The organism is Helicobacter sp. MIT 05-5293, assembly GCF_000765665.2.
Classification (GTDB): domain Bacteria; phylum Campylobacterota; class Campylobacteria; order Campylobacterales; family Helicobacteraceae; genus Helicobacter_C.
In genome coordinates this window covers 1-23743 of the sequence record NZ_JROZ02000003.1, presented here as the reverse complement: position 1 = coordinate 23743, position 23743 = coordinate 1, and the positions used below count along the sequence as shown (strand labels likewise).

General features: G+C 37.9%; 23 protein-coding genes. 15 read left to right on the top strand and 8 right to left on the bottom strand.

The genetic code is table 11. From position 1 onward, the window contains the following. The first annotated feature begins 3 nt into the window (after nucleotides 1-3). The gene (locus LS68_RS06430) at nucleotides 4-681 is read left to right on the top strand and encodes a hypothetical protein (protein WP_034370680.1); all 678 of its coding nucleotides are present in this window, start codon (nucleotides 4-6) and stop codon (nucleotides 679-681) included. Further along, nucleotides 681-1856, top strand: a complete 1176-nt coding sequence (gene pseC / locus LS68_RS06425; protein ID WP_034370684.1) for a UDP-4-amino-4,6-dideoxy-N-acetyl-beta-L-altrosamine transaminase — start codon at nucleotides 681-683, stop codon at nucleotides 1854-1856. Before LS68_RS06430 ends, pseC begins: the two co-directional genes overlap by 1 nt. Before the next feature lie 41 nt (nucleotides 1857-1897). On the opposite strand, the gene LS68_RS06420 is transcribed toward pseC, so the two are convergent. The 3 genes from LS68_RS06420 to msrB all read right to left on the bottom strand — a co-directional run bounded on the left by LS68_RS06420 (nucleotide 1898) and on the right by msrB (nucleotide 5209). Beyond that, complete coding sequence (locus LS68_RS06420) at nucleotides 1898-2968, bottom strand: CNNM domain-containing protein (protein ID WP_034370686.1); 1071 nt, start codon at nucleotides 2966-2968, stop codon at nucleotides 1898-1900. A 9-nt stretch (nucleotides 2969-2977) separates the two neighbouring features. Then, entirely contained in the window at nucleotides 2978-3943 is a 966-nt protein-coding gene (locus LS68_RS06415) for a CNNM domain-containing protein (RefSeq protein WP_052100252.1), read from the bottom strand. Nucleotides 3944-4057: 114 nt separating this feature from the next. Then, the gene (gene msrB, locus LS68_RS06410) at nucleotides 4058-5209 is read right to left on the bottom strand and encodes a peptide-methionine (R)-S-oxide reductase MsrB (protein WP_081950906.1); all 1152 of its coding nucleotides are present in this window, start codon (nucleotides 5207-5209) and stop codon (nucleotides 4058-4060) included. A 127-nt stretch (nucleotides 5210-5336) separates the two neighbouring features. Here msrB and LS68_RS06405 point away from each other — a divergent pair, with 127 nt between their 5' ends. Continuing rightward, the gene (locus LS68_RS06405) at nucleotides 5337-6950 is read left to right on the top strand and encodes a BspA family leucine-rich repeat surface protein (protein WP_138091237.1); all 1614 of its coding nucleotides are present in this window, start codon (nucleotides 5337-5339) and stop codon (nucleotides 6948-6950) included. 209 nt (nucleotides 6951-7159) lie between these two features. Here LS68_RS06405 and LS68_RS09930 read toward each other — a convergent pair whose 3' ends face one another. After that, nucleotides 7160-9238 (bottom strand): methyl-accepting chemotaxis protein, encoded by a 2079-nt coding sequence (locus LS68_RS09930; RefSeq protein ID WP_277872312.1) that lies wholly within the window; start codon nucleotides 9236-9238, stop codon nucleotides 7160-7162. A gap of 208 nt (nucleotides 9239-9446) precedes the next feature. Here LS68_RS09930 and LS68_RS06395 point away from each other — a divergent pair, with 208 nt between their 5' ends. Next, complete coding sequence (locus LS68_RS06395) at nucleotides 9447-9731, top strand: hypothetical protein (RefSeq protein WP_138091235.1); 285 nt, start codon at nucleotides 9447-9449, stop codon at nucleotides 9729-9731. Continuing rightward, nucleotides 9700-11439: an LTA synthase family protein gene (locus tag LS68_RS06390; RefSeq protein WP_081950935.1), complete on the top strand. Its 1740-nt coding sequence runs from the start codon at nucleotides 9700-9702 to the stop codon at nucleotides 11437-11439. The genes LS68_RS06395 and LS68_RS06390 overlap by 32 nt, the downstream gene beginning before the upstream one ends. 31 nt (nucleotides 11440-11470) lie before the next feature. On the opposite strand, the gene LS68_RS06385 is transcribed toward LS68_RS06390, so the two are convergent. From LS68_RS06385 to LS68_RS06370, 4 genes are read right to left on the bottom strand one after another with little or no spacing between them, the layout of a single operon-like run. Next, nucleotides 11471-12034, bottom strand: coding sequence for an aminodeoxychorismate/anthranilate synthase component II (locus tag LS68_RS06385; RefSeq protein ID WP_034371457.1), 564 nt, complete (start codon nucleotides 12032-12034; stop codon nucleotides 11471-11473). After that, entirely contained in the window at nucleotides 12012-13790 is a 1779-nt protein-coding gene (locus LS68_RS06380) for a bifunctional anthranilate synthase component I family protein/aminotransferase class IV (RefSeq protein WP_034372458.1), read from the bottom strand. Before LS68_RS06380 ends, LS68_RS06385 begins: the two co-directional genes overlap by 23 nt. An 8-nt stretch (nucleotides 13791-13798) precedes the next feature. Then, nucleotides 13799-15124: an MATE family efflux transporter gene (locus LS68_RS06375; RefSeq protein WP_034371459.1), complete on the bottom strand. Its 1326-nt coding sequence runs from the start codon at nucleotides 15122-15124 to the stop codon at nucleotides 13799-13801. Between the two features lie 29 nt (nucleotides 15125-15153). Further along, complete coding sequence (locus LS68_RS06370) at nucleotides 15154-15882, bottom strand: DNA alkylation repair protein (protein ID WP_034371462.1); 729 nt, start codon at nucleotides 15880-15882, stop codon at nucleotides 15154-15156. A gap of 124 nt (nucleotides 15883-16006) precedes the next feature. Between LS68_RS06370 and LS68_RS06365 the strand changes: the two genes are divergently transcribed. The 10 genes from LS68_RS06365 to LS68_RS06325 all read left to right on the top strand — a co-directional run bounded on the left by LS68_RS06365 (nucleotide 16007) and on the right by LS68_RS06325 (nucleotide 23556). Further along, nucleotides 16007-17110 (top strand): aldo/keto reductase, encoded by a 1104-nt coding sequence (locus LS68_RS06365; protein ID WP_241993698.1) that lies wholly within the window; start codon nucleotides 16007-16009, stop codon nucleotides 17108-17110. Between the two features lie 146 nt (nucleotides 17111-17256). After that, nucleotides 17257-18225: a DNA adenine methylase gene (locus LS68_RS06360; RefSeq protein ID WP_241993697.1), complete on the top strand. Its 969-nt coding sequence runs from the start codon at nucleotides 17257-17259 to the stop codon at nucleotides 18223-18225. A gap of 3 nt (nucleotides 18226-18228) precedes the next feature. Then, nucleotides 18229-18831, top strand: coding sequence for a restriction endonuclease (locus LS68_RS06355; RefSeq protein WP_034371529.1), 603 nt, complete (start codon nucleotides 18229-18231; stop codon nucleotides 18829-18831). A gap of 70 nt (nucleotides 18832-18901) precedes the next feature. Beyond that, the gene (locus tag LS68_RS06350) at nucleotides 18902-19159 is read left to right on the top strand and encodes a zinc ribbon domain-containing protein (protein WP_034371532.1); all 258 of its coding nucleotides are present in this window, start codon (nucleotides 18902-18904) and stop codon (nucleotides 19157-19159) included. 116 nt (nucleotides 19160-19275) lie between these two features. Further along, the gene (locus LS68_RS06345; protein ID WP_034371535.1) at nucleotides 19276-20454 is read left to right on the top strand and encodes a PLP-dependent aminotransferase family protein; all 1179 of its coding nucleotides are present in this window, start codon (nucleotides 19276-19278) and stop codon (nucleotides 20452-20454) included. Between the two features lie 62 nt (nucleotides 20455-20516). Beyond that, a complete protein-coding gene (locus LS68_RS06340; RefSeq protein ID WP_138091233.1) occupies nucleotides 20517-21155 on the top strand; it encodes a LysE family transporter in 639 nt (212 codons plus the stop codon). Nucleotides 21156-21295: 140 nt separating this feature from the next. Next, nucleotides 21296-22129 carry a PhzF family phenazine biosynthesis protein gene (locus LS68_RS06335; RefSeq protein WP_034371538.1) on the top strand — a complete coding sequence of 278 codons (834 nt, stop codon included), beginning with the start codon at nucleotides 21296-21298 and terminating at the stop codon, nucleotides 22127-22129. A gap of 22 nt (nucleotides 22130-22151) precedes the next feature. Next, nucleotides 22152-22616 (top strand): MerR family transcriptional regulator, encoded by a 465-nt coding sequence (locus LS68_RS06330; protein WP_052100346.1) that lies wholly within the window; start codon nucleotides 22152-22154, stop codon nucleotides 22614-22616. Beyond that, complete coding sequence (locus LS68_RS09585; protein WP_158621830.1) at nucleotides 22606-22779, top strand: hypothetical protein; 174 nt, start codon at nucleotides 22606-22608, stop codon at nucleotides 22777-22779. The genes LS68_RS06330 and LS68_RS09585 overlap by 11 nt, the downstream gene beginning before the upstream one ends. A gap of 3 nt (nucleotides 22780-22782) precedes the next feature. After that, on the top strand, nucleotides 22783-23556 hold the full coding sequence (locus LS68_RS06325; protein ID WP_034371540.1) for a hypothetical protein: 774 nt from the start codon (nucleotides 22783-22785) through the stop codon (nucleotides 23554-23556). Nucleotides 23557-23743 lie beyond the last annotated feature (187 nt).

The following is a 23743-nucleotide window of genomic DNA, read 5'->3' as shown; positions in this document are numbered from 1 at the left end:
ATTATGAAAATTGATAGCAGTAGCACAAGTCAAAGCATTGCCCAAAAAGAGTTGAAAACATCTGAAATCAAATCAAAAAGCAAAAATGTTGAGCAAGATCAAAAAGTTGTCGATAGGAATGAAGTCAAAACAAACCCACTTGCCCAAAATATCAAGGATATTAATACCAATATCGGTCGGCTTCAAGTCGCTCAAAATACGCTTGATTCTATGGAGCCTGATGCAAAAAAATATGCTACCCTTGCACAAGAAAGCAAAGAAACTCTCGAGAAGAATGAACGAGATGATATTAAAAGTGAAATGGCAACGCTTAAGAAAAATATTGACAATACATTTAAAAAGGCACTCTTTGAGGGCAACAATGTTTTTAGTCAAAATATCAAAGATCGTGATAATAATATTATATTTGATGCTCAAAAACTTAATCCTAAGCTTCTTGATTCAGACGCACAAAAATTTTATGATACTCTTAAAGATCAACAAGTGCAAGTAAAAGATGCTATAAAAATCCTTCAAGATGATGCACAAGATAGCACGCAAAGAATTGCTAATGGCAAAACAACAGCAAAAAATGTCCAAGCCACAGAAGGATCTTTCTTAAAGAAATTTAGTAACCTCTTCCGCGTTTCTCACGACACAACCAAACTTAGCGAAAGTCGTGTTCAAGAGCTTTTGGCATAATGATTCCTTACAGCACACAATCAATCAATGATGATGATATTCATGCTGTTTGTGATACACTTCGATCCTCTCATCTCACACAAGGTGAGCGCACTTTAGAATTTGAAAATCGTCTTGCTTCCTTGGTCAATGCTAAATATGCCATTAGTTTTAACTCCGCTACTTCCGCACTTTATGCACTTTATGGTGCGTTTATGTATAAAGATTTTGCACATCTACTTTATGATACGCCTCTTACACATCCACCAGAGAAAATTTGTTTCATCACGACACCTATAAGCTTTGTTGCCACAACCAATATGATGCTCCAATGGGGGATTACGCCCATTTTTTGCGACATCAAGCCAGATGGGAATCTGGACGAAAATGCGTTGGAAAATCTTTTAAAAACACACCCTCAACGATCTTGTATTAAAGCCATAGTGAGTGTGGATTATGGAGGCAAAAGTGTAGAGATCAACAAGATTCGAAGTCTTGCCGATAAATATAAACTCACTTTCTTTTCCGATAGCTCTCATTCTTTGGGTGGAAGTTACCATAATCAGCCCATAGGCTCTTTGGCAGATGCAACTATCTTTAGCTTTCACGCCCTTAAGCCTATCACGACAGCAGAAGGCGGGGCATTGCTTACCAACGATAAAAAATTAGCCCATTTTGCACGGCTTATTTGTTCGCATGGGGTGCAAAAAAATGCTTTATGGGATTATGACTGCACACTGATTGGTATGAATCTGCGTCTAAGTGAGCTAGGAAGTGCCTTAGGGATTAGTCAATTACCTCGTTTGCAGGAATTTATCGCTCATCGTAGAGAAATCGCTAGATTCTATGATCAATATTTTGCGGGTAATAACTATTTTGAAACGATACCCATACCGCCACATATCCAAAGTTCTCATCACCTTTATCCTATTTTGCTTCGCCCTAACCTTTGGGAGAAGAAAGAACAAATCTTCCAAGCACTCTTGCAAAAAGGCTTAGGTGTGCAAGTGCATTATAAACCTATTTACGAATTTAACCTTTATCGTATGGTATTAGATGATGATATACAATGCAAAAATGCAAGCAGATTCTATCGTTCTGAAATCTCTATCCCCTGTCATCAGAATCTTCCCTTGCAAGAAGCTAAAAAAATCGCAGACACACTGCTTGACATCTGTCTCAAATGCTCTCAATAGAATCTATGATTTGATGAAAACAAAAATCTCACACAATTCTATTATTCATCTTTTACTTTGTCTTGATTATTTTTAACCCTCTCCAAATATCTTAAATAATAACCTCGAATTCTCTCTTTTGCAAGCTTTTGCATATCGGCAGCTTCGTCAAATTCATCAATAATCTCTTCACCTAAAAGTGTCTCAATACTATCTTCAAGCGTAACAATCCCGGCTAATTGCCCATAACGATCTTGCACTGCAAAAAAACGTTCATTCTTAGTGAGAAATAAATTAAGCAGATTCAAAACCGAAAGATTAAAAGGCACGATATACACTGGTTTCATTAGTTCAAAGATTCTTTTGTCTTTATTGTCCTCAATGGCTTCTTCTAAAATATCTTGAGCGCATACAACACCGATGATATTATCAAGATTCTCACCATAAATAGGGATATAGGAATGATGATAAGTGCCTTTCAGGCTAAGAGCTTCTTTGATTGTCGCATCATGGTGCAATGCAAAAACTACGCTTCTAGGTGTGAGTATATCAATGGTTTGATAATCTTTGAGTTTCAAGAGATTCTCAATAATACTCTCTTCGCGTTTGCTGATGGAGCCACCCTGCTGCCCTATCTGACTCGCTGCAAGAATCTCATCACGGCTAATGGCATTCCCTGCGCTTGATTTGACAAAACGCGTGATCAATCGAGAAATCGCTACAAGCGGATAAGTAATTTTAAGCAAATAATGTATGCTCAAAGTAACATAAGGAGCGAAAGTCTTCCAATACGCTGTCCCCAAAGTTTTAGGGAAGATTTCAGACACATAAATCAACACAATCGTAAGCAAAGCCGCTCCAAAAGTCTGCCATTCCAAACCAAAAACTTGTGCGACCTGAATCCCCACTCCCGTAGAAGTAGCCGTAACACCAAAGGTATTAAGCACCAAAATCGCCCCTTCAGCATCATCGACATTATTTTTCAAATGTCTAAGATAACCGCCAATTTTTGGATTCTTTTTTTCATAGCTCGCAACAAATGAAGGTGTGATAGAAAGAAACACAGATTCCATAATGGAGCAAAAAAAACATACCACAATAGCAATCATGCAATAAATAATAAGCAGTGTCATCACCTCTCCTTAGTGCCGCTGGACATTTCCCACGCTAAGCACAGCATTTGTTACATCTTCCAAACTCACAATACCGATAATATTTTCCGCATTATCTATCACTACAAATAAATGTTCCTTTTTGATGATAAAATATTCCAACAAATCTAACAAACCAAGGTCTTCATTGACTTTTGTTATATTTCTCGCAAGGTGTTTGAGAGACTTTTTCTTCTTGCCTTCGATTCTTGCTTGCATAATGCTTTTTCGATAAACCATTGAGCAAATATTATCGGGTGTTTCTGAATAAAGTGGTATGCGCGAATATTTATGTTCGCTTGTCGCTTTTAAAGCTTGTTTAATACTCATTTCTTCATCAAGAGAAAAAATCTCCTCTTTAGGCGTCATAATATCTTTAATTTTAAGTGATTTTTGTTCAATAAGATGCTCCAATATGTCGCCCTCTAGCTCATTAATTGAACCGCTTTTTTCTCCTAATTCCATAACCGCCAACACTTCATCGCGACTCATTTGGTTAGCGTCATCATTTTTAAAGATACGAGTAATAATGCGTGAAATATACACTAGCGGAAAAGTAAGCCAATAAAAGAAAAAAATCACATAGCAAGAGGGTAAAACGAGAATCCTCCAATAAGTCGCACCAATCGTCTTTGGCAAGATTTCAGAGATATACAAAACACTCAAAGTCATAATGATCGCTACGATACCTTGCCAACTCTCACCAAAAATCTCTACCGCCTGCGCACCTACACCTGCTGCACCCACCGTGTTAGCAAAAAGATTCACAATCAAAATTGCACCCAATGCGTTATCGATATTTTCCCTCAAATATCTAAGAATCCTTGCTGCTCTAGGGTGTGCCTTAGAATAGCTCTCCATAAAAGGCGGATTAATCGAATAAAGCACCGCTTCTAAAATTGAACAAAGGAAAGAAATCGTAATAGTCAGCATAAAGAAAGCAATCAATAAGCCCATAATAAACCTATCACTTCTATGAATTTTGTATTTTTATTTATCGCTGTTGAATTTTTGCGCAAGAATTATAGCACATTTGGTTAAAATCAAAGATTATTTTTAAAGAATCTTTGACTAATCCACCAAATGCAGCAAATGCCCATAGCCCTCTTTAGCCATATCTTCTTTGGGGATAAACCGCAATGACGCGCTGTTGATACAATAGCGCAAGCCGCCTTTGTCTTTTGGTCCGTCATCAAACACATGCCCCAAATGCGCATCGCCAGCACCGCTGCGCACCTCTGTGCGAAGCATTCCAAAGCTTTTGTCGGTGTGTTCTTGCAGCTTTGTGCCACTGATTGGCTGCGTGAAGCTAGGCCAGCCCGAGCCAGAGTCAAATTTGTCTTTAGACGAAAACAGCGGCTCACCGGTAATGACATCTACATAAATACCTTTTTGGTGGTTATCCCAATACTCATTCCTAAAAGCAGGTTCTGTGCCATTTTGGCGCGTAACATGGTATTGTAAGTCGGTGAGGCTTTTGCGCAATTGCTCATCGCTTGGGGCTTGGTAGGTTTTGGGGGCAGCCTGTGCCGCGCTTTGCCACGCATTTTGCCCCGCGCGCAAGCTCGTATCAGTCGCAAGCCGCGCTTTGGCAAATTGTTCCTCGCCAATATGGCAATAGCCATTGGGGTTTTTGTTGAGATATTTTTGGTGGTATTCTTCGGCTTTATAATAATTTGCCAAAGGTTGTAATTCAATCGCAATTTTTTGCCCTGTATGCTTAAGGGCGAGCTTATCAAGAGATTCTCTTGCAATCGCTTCATCATTACTATCAACATAATAAATCCCCGTGCGGTATTGCGTCCCTTTATCATTTCCTTGTTTATTTACCGAAGTTGGGTCGATAATCTGATAATACATCTCAAGGATAAAGGGCAAACTCACAACTTTTGGGTCATACACAATCCGCACAGCTTCGGCATGGTTTGTATTGCGAAAAACCACATCTTCATAGCTTGGATTTTTTGTATTGCCATTTGCATAGCCCACATCGGTCTGCACCACACCTTTGATTGAATCAAAATATTTTTCCACTCCCCAAAAACAACCTCCTGCAAGGTAGATTTCTTTATATCCGTCCATAGTATTCTCCAAATGTGTATGTTGATAGGGGATTTCTTCTTGTGTCTTTGCCTTATCTGTCCTTGCTTCATTATAATATGTCAAGGCAATAGCAAAACCTGCTACCAAAGCCGCTGCCAAAAAAATGCCTGCTTTCTTCATTGAGTCTCCCCCGTCTTTTATTAAGCTTCTAAAAAAAGTGTAGGAATTTTTGTTAAACACAAAGATAATTGATGTCAATTGAAAAATAGTTTATAATATAATAAACTTTCGACAATAAGGAGATAGAATGAGACTCTATCAAGACATTATCATAGCATTAATCATCTTGAGCTTGGGGCTATGGAGTGGTTGTAAAGATTCTCAATACAAATACTTCCCAAAGACTAAAGAAGAGCTTAAAAATCTTGTAGAAGATAAAAGTATCAATCTAGGTGAGATTGACACCTCATCTATCACCGATATGAGCTACCTTTTTGAAAAAACGACAAGGGTAGGAGTGGATTTCAATGGGTTAGAATCATGGGATACGAGCAAGGTAAAAACAATGCGTGGTATGTTTTATGAGGCGGATAATTTTAATCACCCGATAGGTTCGTGGGATGTCTCTAATGTCGAGGATATGGGCAGTATGTTTGAAGAATCTTGGTTTAATCAGCCGCTTGATTCTTGGGACACAAGTAAGGTCAAAAATATGAAAAAAATGTTTTCTGCAGCAAGGAGTTTTAACCAAAACATCAATGCGTGGAATGTCAGTAATGTCGAAAATATGAGCGATATGTTTGGCGGGGCAATAAGCTTTAATCAGCCTTTAAATCAATGGAATGTAGCCAATGTCAAAGATATGAGTTCTATGTTTAATAATGCAGAAAGTTTTAATCAACCCTTAGATTCTTGGGATACAAACAAAGTAGAAAATATGAAGGATATGTTTGCTTGGGCAATGAATTTTAATCAAAACTTACAATCATGGAATGTCTCTAAGGTGAAAAATATGCAAGGAATGTTTTATTATGCAATGAGCTTTAATCAGCCTTTAAATCAATGGAATGTAGCCAATGTCAAAGATATGAGTTCTATGTTTTATGAGGCGCGGGACTTTAATCAGCCTTTGGACAAATGGGATACGAGTAAAGTCAAAAATATGGAGAAAATGTTTTCTACCGCAACAAGCTTTAACCAAAACATCAATGCGTGGAATGTCAGTAATGTCGAAAATATGAGCGGTATGTTTTATCGAGCGTCTAGTTTCCGCCAACCTCTTGACCAATGGGATATAAGCAAAGTCAAAGATATGAGTGCTATGTTTCTTGACTCTACGCCGCTCAACATTGACTCATGGGAAATTGATAAAGCAAAGGTCAGCACACGCAATATGTTTCTCATGTATCAAGGCTATGAAGAGAGCATACCCAATCCTTTTGTGCCAAAATGGTATGATGAAACATTGATTAACGAACAGGATATTACAGAGGCTGTATCGAGTTGCTTTAAGTGGGGGATAGGCTGTGAAGTCGATAAAATCAGCTTCAAAGTGCCTTTTGACGCGAAAACAAGCACAATAACATTTTTCAAAGGTAAAGAACAAGGGTATTTTGAGAATCTATGCCTACCGCACCCAGAGGAAAATAACACAAAGCGCACAAAGAAAATTTATAATGAGCTTAGGCAATGCCTAAGCCACCATAAAGTCGCACAAGAAACGCTTATGACTACGCATTTTAAGGATATATATATTGCCACGCATACAGGTGAATGCGATGGGGATCTCAAGTATCATGTGGGAGATGAGTTAGAATCCGAAGTCTTCCAGGAAGGGCTTGAAGCTTTCTTTTTACTGCTTGATGCTTTTAATATTCCCCAAATAAAACCAAACTACTTAAAATGCGATCAATGCCCATAATTTGGGTTTAGGCTAAAAATCAATTAATGTTTTGTGAAATATCTTACCCCACAGATACATTATCGCTCTGTCAACAATATAGAATCCCACAAAACAAACCAAAGGGATAAAAATGAAAAATATAAAAACTTCCATCAAGTTGATTATCCCTTGATTTTATATCTTTATAGAGATTTGAGAAATTGCACTAAAACACAATCAATGATATATTAAAATTTCTTTTTATTCACATCAGCGAGAATCTCATCGGCAATGCGATTGACATTATGCGAAATCGTATCGGTATTATTGACAATCTCGACATTTTCTTGCGTAAGATTCTCAAGCTGCGCGACAGATTCATTAATCTGACTAATCCCTTCTGTTTGCGTCTTGATTGATTCACTCATTTCATTAATGCCTTGCACCAAGATATTGACATTTGCTTCAATCTCATTTAAAGATTTGCCTGTGCGTTCTGCAAGTTTGCGCACTTCATCAGCAACGACTGCAAAGCCTCGTCCGTGCTCCCCTGCTCTAGCTGCTTCAATCGCTGCATTAAGAGCTAAGAGATTAGTTTGGTCTGCAATGTCTTTAATCACACCCACGATATTTTTAATATCCTCTGCTTGATGCGTTACCTCAACCGTTTTGTCTGAAACATTACCCATTGATAAAGTGATCTCTTCAATCGTTGATGCTGATTGTTGCAAAGAATCTGCTTGCGTTTGAGAACCATTGGTGAGCTTTTGCATAGAATCTTTTAATGCGTCAGATTGCGCCGCTAATTCTTTTGCAAAATTCGCACTTGTCGCTAGAATCTTGCGCATTTCTTCACCTAAAATATTTGTCGTAACTTCAACATTTCCTTGAGCATTTGGCACTTCTGTCGTAAAATCTAAGGATTTGTAAGATTCAAACACATGGTGAATCTCATTCATATTACTACCCACTTTATGTTGCAAAACATCAAGCATTGCGTTAAGCACATTTTTAAGCTCAATCAACTGCGGGTTGTTGGGATTCTCAATAATCCTTGCGGTTAAATCCCCCTCTTCTACTGCTTTGGCAGTTTTTGCAGATTGTGCAATGGCTGCTTTGTCTTTTTCTAAACCATGCTGGATACCCTCTATATTTTGATTGATTTCTTTTGCCATGATGCCAATTTCATCATCTGCTTTTAATTTAAGGAGTGCCGGAGGTGTATCGACCTCATGGCGAAGATATTTAAAGAATCTAAAGAGAAGGGCAGAAATACCTTGAAGTCGTGCGACAATCTGCACTCGGACAAAAACAAACATCGCAAGTATCACGATAACTACAACTGCGATATTCGCAAGTATCATAATCGTCCTTAGCTTTGCCACAGAAGCATAAATTGAACTCTCCGGTGCAGAGACAATCAATGTCCATATCCATTGATTATGCCCAATAGGAATAGTCGCCACTGCTGTATAACTCATCTCACCCAATGAATTGATATAGCTAAAAATGCCCTCAATTTGATTTTCAATCGCGTGTTTAAGGTCATTCATTGTCGGGCTTTGATTCACTTCTCGTAAATATTTGCCCAAAAATTCCTTTCTGCCATGTCCTGCAATAGTAGAATCTGTCGCATACACACCCTTAAAATCACCCTTATAAATAGAATTTGTAGAATCTTGTAAAATCGCATTGATATTCAACAAACCAATAAACACACCAACGACACCGATAACCGCACCATCTTTGTCAAAAATAGGTTGATTCATACCCAAGCCGAAATATTCTTTATCATTGATTTTTTGCCAAGTCGGGCTTCCGAGCGTTGGCTTGCCTGTTTCAAAACATTGCTGCACACTTTTAAAATCTGTGAAAACACTATTTGCCGATATAATGCTTACTTTCTTTTGCTCATCTTTGAATGCCAAAACCATAAAATCACCATTAGGTAAGCGATGTTGAGGATTGATAATCTTATCTCCCTTGTATCGAGAATCTTTAAGATAGACATAACCAAATCTTCCCCATTCGTTGCTGTTAAGTATGTCAATCACATCATTCTCTAAAACAGCCTGCTCACCTCTTTGCACATTCCGCTTTACATAATGCTTACTCACATCGACAGAGGCATAAATTTCATTAAAGATCCCTCCTATAAAATTTGCCTCACGCTTAGCAGCATTAGTAAGCATCTTGTTTGCCTCTTGTGTCTGAATCGTCTGCAAAGTCATCACCACAATAATGGTAACAATTGATATACAAACAACCAATATACCTGTCAATCCCAACATAAGCTTTGTGCCAATACTTACTGAACGATGTTTCAAGCTTCCCCCTTTAAATAAAAACAACATAATAAAATCAAGATTTTAGATTTGCTAATTTTGCATCAAAAAAAATAAAAAATAACTTTAATTTAACCTTTTTGTTGGCTCATCTTTGCACAATCGTAAATAAAGAAACTTTAAGCTCATTTTAAATGTATTTCTATAGAATCACCCGTTCTACTTGAAATTTCATTCAAAGGCTCAACTTATGCGTATTATTTTACAGATTCTCCTCTTTGCTGTGATATTTTTACTCCTCTTTTTTGTAGCAAGATGTGCAATGGCAAACGCATTTATCCCTTTAGAATTAGCACAAGACCATTTTTCTGATTTCATTTTAATGTTTGCATTAGGTAGCGTAGCAGATTTGCGTGTCATCTCTATTGGATTCTTACCCTTGCTTGTTTGCGCCTTGTTTGCAGTGATATTTTCATCAAGCTATGCTCAAAGGTTAATAAATTATGCGGGGGGGGGGGCAAAGCTTAAAATTTAAAAAGCTTTATCTTTATTTTTCCAACTGCTATATTGGTTTATTTGCTTTTATTTGTATCTTTTTTGTTTTTGTCAATTTTTATTACTATCAAACCTATCAGAGTCATATCACAAGTTTTATCTTTGCACTCAAAGATGATGACACAAGCACGATTCTAGGGATTATTTTTAGAGATTATCCTACTATATTGTTGCTTTTTATTTGTGTGATTTTTAGTATTTTTTGCGTATGGCTCAATACCAAATTTCTCCATCTGAATCTGCCCTTAGTCCGTCTCAAATTTCGCATCGTCTTGACATTATTTCTTGTCTTTATGATGTTGTATATCTTAGCTCTAAGAGGTCCTTTTAAGCATGTTACAATGAATAGAAATCTCTATCGCTTCTCTACTATTGAATCTTTTAATGCCATTGCGCTTAATCCCATGATGTCTTTTGCGTGGGCATATCAACATTACAAAAACAAGGGGCAAAAATTTGAGCCTGTAAGCAATGATGAAAGTGTCCTTTTGCAAAAAAAGCTTTTTCCACTTTTTATCAAGACATCAAAAAATGATTTTGACAAACCTCATATTATGGTCAATCTTATGGAATCTTTTGGAGGGAATCTGTTTGCATTTCACAATAAAGACCTTAATCTTTTAGGAGCATTAGAAAAACACTTTGAGCAGGATTTTGTATGGCATAGATTCTTATCCTTTGGTAATGACACTATAACTAGCCTTTCATTTTTATTTTTTGGCAAACCTTCCCCCCTAAATAGATCATTTGATTACAGCAGATATTATCTCCCTTATACACCAATAGAAATCTATAAAAAGCAAGGCTACAAAATCATTTTTCTTAATGCTGGCAATCGCTCATGGTATGATATTGGAGAATATATGAAACGACAAGGTGTTGATGAAGTCATTGATGAAATCGTTTTAATGAAACATTATCCACAATCCGCCAAAACCAGATTTGGTTATGGACTTTTAGACGAATATATGTATGAAGAAGCATTTTCTTTGCTTTCTGATGCCAAAGAGCCACTTTTGATTATTGCTCTAAGCACAAGTAACCACCGCCCCTTTCCAAAAGTTTATGAAAGTGTAAAACTTGAAGCAATCCCCATATCACTCTCACAGCTTTTCCCGATAAGATTGTATGAAAATATCAACACCTATGCTTATGCAAACAATGAATTCGGCAAATTTCTCGATAAAGTCAAACAAAGCCCATTAAAAGATCATCTCATTATCGCAGCTGCTGGTGATCATAGAGTGCGCGATATGCAGACGGATTTTATAGCAGACAAAGCCCTAAGCTTTAGTGTGCCTTTTTATCTGTATTTGCCAGAATCTTATCGCAAAAATATCGTTTATGACAGCACACGCGTAGGCTCACACAAAGATATTTTCCCGACACTTTATGCGTTTTCTTTAAGCGAAGTAGAAGTGCTAAATCTCGGCGGACGCAATCTACTAGGAGAAATCACAGATTCAAAATATGAGTTTGGCTACAATACAAGCGTAAGCATTGACAAAGAGGGTATCTACCCTGATAATTCCAAAGTAGGCTATGGATTCCTTAACCCAACAAGCTTACAAAATAACAAAGAATCTTTTGAAATCAACCCGCAAAAAGAAGAATTTTTGAGAGATTATAAAAAGTTTTTAGATTATCAACTGCGGTATAGGTTGATTAATCTGCAAGAACAAGATTAAGACATCGCACAAAAGGCTTTGCTTAAACAAACTAAAGTTCCATAAAATTTTTTAAAATCTTTTTGCCCTTTTGGCTCAAAATAGCTTCAGGGTGAAATTGCACACCATAGATAGGAAGCTTTTTGTGTCGTAATGCCATTACAATACCTTGCTTGTTTTGGGATAAAACCTTTAGTTCTTTGGGCATTGTTTTAACATATAAAGAATGATACAAACAAACGCGAGTTTTGCGAAGCTTTTTAAAAAGTTTGTCTTTTTTAAATTTTAAAACACTTGTTTTTCCATGCGTTGGGTATTTAAGCTTGGCAATTTTCGCACCAAATGCAAAAGCGATACACTGATGCCCCAGACAAATGCCTAGAATCTTTTTTTGCTTTTTAAAATGTTTGATTGCCTTGAGGCTAAGTCCTGATTCTTTAGGAGAATGGGGACCCGGAGAGATGATAAGATGAGAAAACGCAAATCTTTCAAGCTCTTTAGCATTGCTAAACGAATCATTTTGAATAATTGTGCATTGATAACCAAGCTCTTTAAGATAATAAACCAGCTCATAACTAAACGAATCGTAATTATCAATCAATAGAATCTTTTTCATTCAAAATAACCTTTTTTGCTCCGCGCACAGAATTGATACAATAAATCTCACGCGCATTTTGTAAGTCTTCTTTAAAAAGCACTTTTTCTTTGATAAGCCCCAAATCAAGCAAAAATTGCCGATAGATTCCATTCAGCAAACCGCTCTGCAAGGCGGGTGTGAAAAACTCATCTCCCTCTCTCAACACAATATTTGACCTTGTTCCCTCGCAAAGTTCGTTATTGTTGTTCAAAAATGCTATGTCATAGCATAAATTTTGCTCCCATTTAAAACTTTGTTCTTGATAGATTTTTCGTAAAGAGCTTTTGTGAAATAGCTTATCACTGATTTGAAGTGGCATATTGCTTAGAAGCAAAACATCACTTAAGCTATCTTTTAGGGGGTAAAAATGAAAGCTTAATGCGCCATTTTTGTGGAGAATCATTTTTAGGATTCTATTACCCTTTTTATCACTTTTAAAAGGATACAACAAAGCATTTTGACAAGAAAAAAGCTGATGATTAAGCTCAAAAAAAGATAGATTTTGCAAAGTCTCTAAAGCGGCAGATTCTCTATCTAAATAGGGTTTTAATCTATCTGTCTTAAAACCAAGCTTCAAAGCAGAATCAGCAAGCCTTTGCAGATGTTCTTTAAAAAACAAAACGAAACCATTCTTATAAAGCATTGTTTCAAAAAGATAAAAATCTTTTGGTTTTAGAATCTTTGCCTTAAGCTTGAGTTCTTTAAACTCTTGCTTTTGGCTACTTTCCCAAACCAAACCGCTACCAACGCCATAATGATAGAGCGCATTTCTTTTTTCAAGTGTGCGTATCGCAACACTAAATGTGCTTTTGTTTTTATGAATCACACCAATAGCCCCACAATAGATTCCCCTATTTTTGCCTTCTAACTTTTCTATCAGCTTGATTGTTTCAAGCTTTGGAGCTCCTGTGATAGAACCACACGGAAAAAGAGCAGCAAAAATATCATAAAAAGAAACTTGTTTTTTGAGCTTTCCTTGCACACACGAAAACATTTGATGTAAGCTCGGGTAAGTTTTGAGCCTAAAAAGTTTAACTTTTTGGCTGTGTTTTTTAATCAGCTTTGAAATATCATTGCGCAACAAATCGACAATCATCACATTTTCGCTTAAATTTTTGCTATCTTTTCGTAGAAAATTTTTATTCTTTTCATCTTGCAGGGGGTCTTTTGCCCTTTTAATCGTGCCTTTCATAGGCTTTGTGATGATTTTATTTTTATGTGTTTTAAAAAATAATTCGGGCGAAAAAGATAGAATCTCTAAACAATCACTTTTCAAATAAGCCCTGAATTTGGTATTTTGCCTTTGCAACAAAAGATGAAACAACGCAAAAGAATCAAGCTTTGTTTGAAAGCTAAGTTTTTGGGTGAGATTCACCTGATAACTTTGCCCTTTTGCAATCGCGTCTTTAACGCTTTTGAAGTTTTTTGCATAAAGGGATTTATCGAGAAAATGTTTAAAACTTGGGATAAAATCCTCCTCATCAACCTCCAAAGGCTTAAAAATCTTTCGCTGTTTAAACGCATAAAAAACGCAATAAGCTTCTTTGCTTTGATAGCTTGAATCGTGCAAATAATGATAAAATTCATACTGCAAAAAACCCACAAAAAAGTATTCCTTTTTGTATTGCTCTATGAATCTAAAAACTTCTTTGCTTTGGCTTTGGTTATATGCTTTTAAAATCTTTTGCAAGTCATAATACAAAAACTTGCCAAAAATACAAAAATCGTTTGCCATTGTTCCTCTCAAGATTGCGTGCTTGCAAAAGACTTTTTGATAAAAATAATGCTCAAAACCACACATAAACATTCCGCCACAAAAGCGGTGAGAAAAATACCCTTTAAGCCCCAAAAATAAGACAAGCTAAAAATAAGCACCAAAGGAATCAAAAGGTTTTGAGACAAACTCAAAATGAGCGAAAAAGTGGGTTTGTTGATAGCGGTTAGAAGCGAGCTTGTAGAGAGATTAAACCAAGTTATCAGATAATTCAACGCATAGAGCAAAAGCGCAAAAGAGGCGAGATTGAGCAAATCTTCATCACTTTTTTGCGCAAAAAACTGCACGAGTTCATCGCTAAAAGCCATACAGAGCGCAAAAACAAACAAACAAAAGATAAAAGCTGCCGCAAAGGTATGCACAATCAAAGATTTTAGCCTTGCGGTATCTTTTCTTGCATAATTAAAACCAAGTGCAGGTTGGATTCCTTCGTTTAAACTCATCAAAAGCAAAATCACAAAGGTATCGATATACGACACAATACTAAAAGCAGCCACACCCACAGCACCAGCGATTTTTAGCAAAAGTGCATTTGCAAAAAGAGCATAGGTTGAACCCGAAATATTGCCAAAAAATTCACTGCTGCCGTTATAAAAAATATTCCATAAAATTTTAAAATTCAATAATACTTTAGAAAATTTCAGCTGCAAGTCCATAAACAAAAAGGGCAAGAACCCAAAAAGTGTTGCAAGGCTAAATCCAATACAAGTTGCGAGTGCAGCAGAGTAAAGCCCTAAGCCAAACTCTACAATAAAAAGATAATCCAAGCCAATATTTGTCAGAGCCAAAACCACATTGATAAACATTGTGTAAATGTTTTTTCCACAGATTCGCAAGAATATATCTAGCGCAAAATAGAGTGAGATAAAAGGCATAAAATATAAAAATACTCTGCTAAACTCTAATGCAGATTCTTTAAGAGAATCATGCGCATTCACAAACCCCAAAAGCAAGGGTGTAAGAAAATAAAATATCACACTCATCACCAAAGCAATGACAAAAATCACAACCAAAGAGGTGCTAAAAATAATCCCCGCTTCTTTGATTTTTTCTTTGCCAAGTCGCATCGAGATTTGCACCCCAGCACCCACCGCGACCATATCGCTAAGCGCAAAAGACATCGCGATAAAAGGCATTACAAGCCCCATAGCCGCAAGAGCCTCTGCACCTAAGAACTTGCCGACAAAGATTCCATCAACGATGAAATAAACAGAGAGCAAAACCGCCCCGACCATATTGGGCAAAGAGCAACGCAAAAGCAGATAGAGTGGGGATTTAAGATAGAGATTTGTCATTGTTTTGTCTTAGATTCTAAGTTTTTTGCTTATTTTTGATTTCTTCTTGCGTGTTTGATAATCCACATTTGCGCTTTGCTATTGCCTGATTTTTCCCATTGTGCAATAATATAATCTGCCTTATCTGGTGCGTCTTTATATAAATCATTCAGGTTATTCCCCACGCTTTTTTGCACAAACTTTTCAGAATCATCTTTAAGATTCGTAAGCAAAGTTGTGTATTTTTCAAACTCATCTAATGCAACAAATAATTTTTGCGACCAAGGGAGGCGGATTCTCACACCCTCGCTTGCAAGCCGCCGCACATGGACATTAGAATCCAAACTCCACTTAATTAGCTCGTCCATCACCTCTTTTGGGTGTTCTTTAAGCAAAGGACGAATCGCATATTCACCGGTAAATCGTTTCGTTAGCTCTTTACAAAACGCAAGCGACAAACGCCAATTTTCATTCCCACACCGCTCCACATATCTGCCAATAGGCCACAGCCACCAACCAAACTGAAACATTCCCTCGCTCTTGCTTAACTCTTCTCCAAGAATCTTAAAAAATACCTCAATATTTTTAGAATAATCATCACTCATACTCTTTTGCATTGCATCAACAATACAATCAAATCGTGCAAAAAGCTCTTTATCATCTAACTTGCCAAGCAGAGAATCTACAAAAGTTTTTGCCTCAAATTCGGGCATTACCGCAAGGATTTTTTGCGACAAATCAAGAATATATGTATCATTATAATGCTCTTTGTGTTTCATCGGTTTCCTCTAAGTTTTTTGCATTATAGCATGATTTAGCTCTACTCACGCTTTTGCACCCCTTGACAAACACCTAGTGGAATGCTTTATAATGCCCATTGCATTTAAAAACAAGGAGCAAAAAATGAAAAATCGCCGCGACTTTTTGCAAGATTCACTTGCATTTGGAGTGCTTAGCACAGCGATTTTATCGGGGTTTGCGGGCAATGCGTTCGCAGATTCTAACACCACAAACACAAAAGGAGCAACGATGAAAAATGTGCAACTAGGAAACCTCAAAGTCAGCCAGCTTGGGCTTGGTTGTATGGGTATGAGCTATGGCTATGGACAGCCAAAAGACGAAAACGAGATGATTGCGCTCATTCACAAAGCGCACGATTTGGGCGTTACATTCTTTGACACCGCCGAAGTCTATGGTCCCTACACCAACGAAACGCTTGTTGGCAAGGCGCTTAAGCCCTTTCGCGACAAGGTCGTTCTTGCAACCAAATTTGGAATCCGCATTGAGAGCGGCAAGCAGATTGTCGATAGCAACTTGCAACAGATTCGCCGCTCGCTCGAGGGCAGCCTAACGCGGTTGCAGACAGATTGTGTCGATTTATATTACCAACACCGAGTCGACCCCAAAGTCCCGCCGACAGAGGTTGCCGCTTTGATGCAAGAGTTTGTCAAAGAGGGCAAGATTAAAGCGTGGGGAATGAGCGAAGCGGGGGTTGAGAGCATTAAAAAAGCACATTCTGTGTTTCCGCTTGCCGCGGTGCAAAGCGAGTATTCGATGTGGTGGCGCGAGCCAGAAAAGGAGCTTTTAGAGCTTTTAGAATCGCTTGGTATCGGCTTTGTGCCATTTTCGCCGCTTGGCAAGGGCTTTTTGGCAGGCAAGTTTAATGCCGATTCAACCTTTGCTAAAGATGATTTTCGCAGCACCGTGCCGCGGTTTGAAAAAGAAAATTTGCGGGCAAATATGGCTTTGCTTGAGCAAATCCGCGCGATTGCGGCGCAAAAGAACGCGACACCCGCACAGATTGCCCTTGCTTGGGTGTGTGCGCAAAAGCCCTTTATCGCTCCCATTTTTGGCACGACAAATGGAAGTAGATTGGTTGAGAATCTGCAATCTCTCACACTCACGCTTAATGCGCAAGATTTGCAACAAATCAATACCGCACTTGCAAAGATTCCAATTAGGGGCGAACGATACAGCGGCGAGGCAGCAAAACGCGTGGGGAAATAGCGCGCGCTGGTTGCCCAAACAGGGGCAAAATATGGTATAATAGCGGGCTAAATAAATGTGCGAATGCCCACTTAGTGTTGCAAAGACGCATTGTGAATGGAAAAACTATGCGCCAAAACGCACTTTTGGCATTTTGAGGAGTGCAATTGACATTAACTTTGGAGCGACAAAACCTCTTTTACCAAAGCGATACTTTGAGCGATAAAAAGGCTTTGTTTTTAGATTCACTAAAAGGCAAATCCCTAGCCTACAAACGCTATTCTAAAAGCCCTTTGCGTTATGGTGGTGGGAAGTCATTAGCTGTTGGGCTCATCATCGAGCATTTCCCCGATGATATAAAAAGGCTGATTTCGCCATTTATGGGTGGAGGAAGCGTAGAGATTGCAAGCGCAGTTGAGCTAGATTTAGAAGTCAAAGCCTTTGATATTTTTGATATTTTGGTGAATTTTTGGCAGGTTTTATGCGCAGATTCTCTAAAACTTTATGATGAACTCTATAAGCTTGAACCCACAAAAGAGACTTATGCAATCATCAAAGAAGAGTTAAGAAGGCATTATAAAAATGAGATTTCCTTAGATTCTCTAACCCTTGCGCGGGATTATTATTTTAATTTTAACCTAAGCTATGGACCCGGTTTTTTGGGTTGGATAAGCAAGATTTATGAAGACAAAACCCGCTATTTGAATGCTTTGCAAAAACTAAAAGATTTGGGACAAGATTCTAGGCTGCAAAATCTAAGTGTGGAGTGTGAAAGCTTTGAGCAAGTCTTTAGAGCGTATCCTAATGACTTTTTTTATTGCGACCCGCCTTATTTTTTAGAGGGAGATTCTAAGATGTTTCGCGGAATCTATCCGATGCGTAATTTCCCGATTCATCATAATGGATTCAAACACGAGCTGTTGGCAGAATGTCTTAAAAATCATAAGGGGAGATTTATTTTAAGCTATAATGATTGTGCTTTTGTGCGCGAGGCTTACAAAGATTTTAAAATCTTAGAACCCAAATGGCAATACACAATGGGACAAGGCGAAACACGCATTGGCAAAAATCGCGTAGAAAGAGGTGATACCGATAATATCAAACAAAGCCACGAGTTATTGATTATAAAGGAATGAGAGATGAAAATTTCAGAAGTCAAAACTGCATTTAAGATTGCTGATGTGGAATTTGTAGAGGGTAGCACGAGATTAAATTTTAATTATCTTAAAGACTTAAAAGATGAAAATGGCAAAGCTTTACCCCAAAAGATTCTAAGCGAAAATGTCGCAAGAGTGTATTTGATTGTCGTTAATGGTGAGATTAAAAAAATCGGCGGAAGCCAAAGTGAAGGAGGCATTAAAAATACTTTATCGATTTATCGTGATGGTGGCATAAAAGGACGCCCAAGCATAAGAAGTTTTGGTGTGTGGTATTTTCTCTATCATACGATTCTAAGCGGTGCAAAAATTGAATTTTATATGATTTTTCAAGAAAATTTTGAGAAAAACATTAAGGGGCTTTTTGGGCTTAAAAAGATTCCTAATGCGTATATTTCTTACAAGCTCATCGAGCAATGTTGTGTGGAGGATTATTTGAGTGTAGAAAATGGCAAATTCCCCGATTGGAATGTGCAGGAGCAAGGCTTGGATTGGCCACTTGACATTAAAAACCAACATGCAGAAATCCAGCTCAACGCCCAAAGTAGAGACAAGAAAGTTAAAAGAGGTGAAGCGAAGCAATAGTCATCAAACAAATCAATCCAAAAGCCAAACTTTTTTGGGTTTTTGGCAGAATATATGACAAAGGATTTTTATGAATCATAAAATATGTCAAAGTTGCGGTATGCCCATAACTTCAGAGGAACAATTAGGAACAAATCAAGACGGAAGCGTTAGTCTTGATTATTGCAAATTTTGTTATGAAAATGGCGAATTTATAGACAAAGTATCGATGCAGGAGTATATACAAATGTGTTCTTTATATGGCGCACAAGCAGGAATGACAAATGAACAAATGAAACAATATTGCACTCAATTATTCCCAACATTAAAAAGATGGCGGGAGATATGAATTAGATATTTGATATAAAGAATCAACACATAACATTCTAGCTCAATGCCCAAAGCAGAGATAAAAAAATTAAAAGAGATGAGACAAAACAACAAACCCAACCACAGGAGAACACCATGCAAAGCCTTTTATCACAGCGCATTCAAAAGACACCGCCGTCTTTTATCCGCAGTATCTTAAAAACAACACTCGATTCTGAAATTATCTCTTTTGCGGGTGGGTTGCCAAACCCCATCTCATTTCCCAAAGAAGAGCTTTTAGATTCTATGCAAAAAATCGTGCATGATTATGGCGATAAGGTCTTTCAATATTCTATCACCGCGGGGATCATTGAATTACGAGAATTTATCGCACATTCTTTTAGCCAAAAACATGGCTTAAACCTTACGCACGAAAATGTCCTTATCACCACAGGTTCGCAACAAGCGCTTGATTTAATCGGCAAAGTTTTTATCAACGAGGGTGATAATATCATCATCGAAAAGCCAAGTTATTTGGGTGCGATTCAAGCTTTTTATCAATACCAACCAACCTTTTGCCCGGTCGAACTTACCCCAAATGGGCTAGAACCAGAGGGCTTAAAAGAAGCCCTAAAAACGCCCACAAAACTTGTTTATAGTATTCCAAATTTTCAAAACCCCACCGGCTTGACTTATAGTGCGCAAAATCGCAAAGAGATTTGCGATATTTTATGCGCACAAAAGCTTGTTTTAGTCGAAGACGACCCATATGGCGCGTTGCGTTTTGAAGGCGAGAGCCTGCCCTATATTGGCATTGACAAACACCCTTTTAGCCTCGTTCTTGGCACTTTTAGCAAAACTTGTTCGCCTGCAATGCGGCTAGGATTTATTATCTCAAAAAATACCGAGATTCTCAAACAACTAAGTGTTGTAAAAGAAGCAAGCGACTTGCACAGCAATACCTTTGCACAATATTTGATTTGGGATTATCTAAAGCATAATGACTATGAAAAACATATTGCAAAAATTCGCGCTTTATATCAAGCTCAAGCACATGCAATGCTTGAAGCAATGGAGCAATATTTTCCTAAAAATGTCTGTTGGACAAAGCCAGAAGGAGGTATGTTTTTGTGGGTTACGTTGCCCAAAAACATAAGCGCGATGCAACTCTTTCCCAAAGCATTAGAACAAAAAGTCGTTTTTGTGCCGGGCGATTGTTTTTATATTAACAGCAAAGACATCAATACAATGCGCTTAAATTATACTAACGCGTCTTGCGAGATGATTTATGAGGGGATTAAAAGACTTGGGAATGTGCTAGGCGAAGTGTGCTAGATTAGACACGGATTTTTACAAAAAAATATTAAAATGAGTGCAAAGAATCGATAGGAGATATAATGGACGAATCGGCATTTTTCTCATTTTTGCTCTATGCGGTGATTACCGCGATTACGCCCGGACCCAATAATATCCTTGCCCTCAATGCAATGATTAGCTATGAACGCAAAGACGCGAAGATTCTCATTCTTGGAATCTATGTCGGTTTTGCGATTATGATGATTGTATTTGGTTTTGGCAGTGCGATTTTGGGTGCGTTGCTTGAATCTATTAATGATTATTTAAAATATCTATCCGCTTTATATGTGCTGTATATTGCGTATAAAGTTGTGCGCAGCCGCGCGCCTGTGCCGGTGGATTCTAAGCTTGCAGATTCTCAAACAAACGCACAAAAAAATGTAAAATCTACAAATAACAATATTGGCTTTTTTGGCGGAATGGTTTTGCAGTTTGTGAATGTCAAAGCTGCATTATATGCAATTACGATTCAAAGTGCGTTTGTGCTGCCCTATTATCAAAGTCTTTCGATGAGTGGATTCTTTGTCTTACTTTCAATCATTATCAACTTTGTGGGCATCTTTCTTTGGGTGATTGGCGGGGCGGTTTTTTGCGAATTTTTGCAAAAATATTATAAGCCGGTGAATTTTATAATGGCATTTTTACTGCTTTTAAGTGCTGTGCAGATTTTGATAGGATAGACTTGTAGCATAACCTTAATGATAATTTTATAAATTATCCTCCCCCTAGTGCAGATTCTCTCGCGCCCTCTTGACAAACACCTAGTGGTATGCTTTATAATGCTAAAATATCAATACAATTTGAACTCAAGGAGACCCTTATGCAATGTTATGTGATTGACGCATTTAGCGATAAAATCTTTGGCGGCAACCCCGCTGCTGTGTGCGTCTGTGAGCGGTGGCTTGATGATGCTTTGCTGCAAAAGATTGCGAGCGAACACAACCTATCTGAAACCGCGTTTTGCGTGCCGCAACCCAAAAACGCAACCTATCAATTGCGCTGGTTCACCCCTGCGGGTGAAATCGATCTTTGCGGACACGCGACACTTGCGACAGGATTTATCGTTATGAACTTTATCGATTCTGCCGCGCAACAAGTCGCGTTTGAGACCAAAAGCGGAATCTTGCAAGTGCGCAAAATGGGCGATAAATACGAGATTGATTTGCCAAGCTTTGCGCTAAACCCGCTTGCGCTCACAAAAGAGCGCATAGAGCAGATTTATGCCGCGATTGGCTTTGCGCCTATCGAAGCCTATTTGGGGCGCGATTTGGTTTGCGTGCTAGAAAACGAGCAACAAGTGCGCGATTGCACACCCGATATGTCAAAGGTGCTAGAGCTCGAGGGTGTGCTGTGCCATATCACCGCGCGCGGGGATTCTATAAAGTCAGAATCTACGCAAGGTTTATTAAATTTTGATTGTGTCAGCCGCAGCTTTGCGCCCAAACACGGGGTGAGCGAAGACCCGGTGTGTGGCTCGGGGCATTGTCATCTTGTCCCGCTTTGGAGCAAAAAGCTTGGCAAGGCGCAGATTTTAGCGTATCAAGCAAGCAAACGTGGGGGCGTCTTAGAGTGTCGCGACAATGGTGCGCGGGTGAGCCTTGCGGGGAACGCAGTGCTGTATTCAACCAACACAATTGCGCTTGAAAATGCGTAAATCAACCTAAAAAAGAGGCAATATGACTTATACGATTATCGAAGCAGAACGCAAAAGTGGCATTAGCTCGCGCAAGATTCGCTTTTGGCTCGATAAGGGGCTGTTTCCGCATTTATATAAAGACAAAAATGGCGTAAGATATTTTAGCGAAAAAGACATCGATTGGCTTTGTTGGGTCAATCTCTATCGTGCGCTTGGAATGAGTATCAAAGATATTCAGCATTATAAAAATCTTTGCGATAAAGGCGAAAGCACTCTTGAAGAGCGGCTAAAGATTATTCAAGCACAAAAGGCAAAAAATCTTGCCGAAATTGTAAATTTACAAGTCGCAATTGCGATGCTTGAATATAAAGAACAGCTTTATATCGAACTTACCAGCAAAGGTAAGACAAAATATAAACCCCGAAGCTTTCGCGAATGCAAAGAGATTTTAGACAAAGAGGTTAGGCAAAAGCTAAACCAAGAAAAGGAAAAAGATGAAAAATAAAACTTGTAACAACCAAAGACGCACGATGCTTAAAGATTCTCTCACTCTTGCAGGTGGGTTAGGAATCTTTGGAGCATTTGGCGCAGAAGCCCTCGCGCAAACACCCCAAAAAACCAAAGAACAAGGAGAAAAAATGCCCACACGATTTGAAAAAGGATTATAAGCTATGTATCTCAAACAGATTAAAATATTTATGAATCAACATAATTATGACAAAACATATTGCTCACATTTTGATTATCAAGTATTTTTCATAGGATATTTTTTGTCGCATAAAATTAAAAAATTAAAATTTATGACAGACAATACTTTTAATAGCATTGATATTATCATAGGAGATTCAACACCAGATATTGAACTTATAGAAAAAAGACTCACTATACACAGCAAGTTTGACGCTCATCAGTATAATCAAGCAAATGAAGAAAATCGATGCAAGTATTACATTGACTTGATAAAAAATGCACTTTATCAAATATCACGCATCAAAAGTATCCCATTAAAGCAACTTATAGGATTTTGCGATGATTTGATTGAATCTAAGTTTGTCTATCGTTGGAGATTTAAAAAGATATATGTTCCAAATCTCAATCTCACGATTTCATTCAGTTGCGAACTCAACACACAAGATTTCAAACTTATAGCCACTGCCTTTAGCGCAAATGATTCGCAACCAATATGCAATGGGCAAGTGATAAGAACCAAGCCCGATGATATATTCTTTTCTCTTATCTCTCCAAACATACAAATTAAGGACAATCAAATACTTATCACTTCAAAATGGCATACTCCCTTAGTATCCCTAAACCTATTAGATTTATCAAAAGGTTCTCTAGTCGTTGATTTTCCCAAGACCCCCTACCCCAATGATATAAAAGCGACTGAAAATTTTTATCAACTCCAAAAAGAATTGAGATACAACAACTACGAGTTTAAGTGATTCTCAAATTTGCAATTGATTTCCGCAAAAAATAATCTCCAAATTGTAAAGGTGTGCTTAAAGATTGTGATGCTATCATTTACCCCACATTTCTTCAAAGGACAAGCAATGTTGCACACATTTAGAATCTTTTATCTTTGTGATGCTTATATGTCTCAAGGATTAAGCTTTAAAGTCATTAATGGGG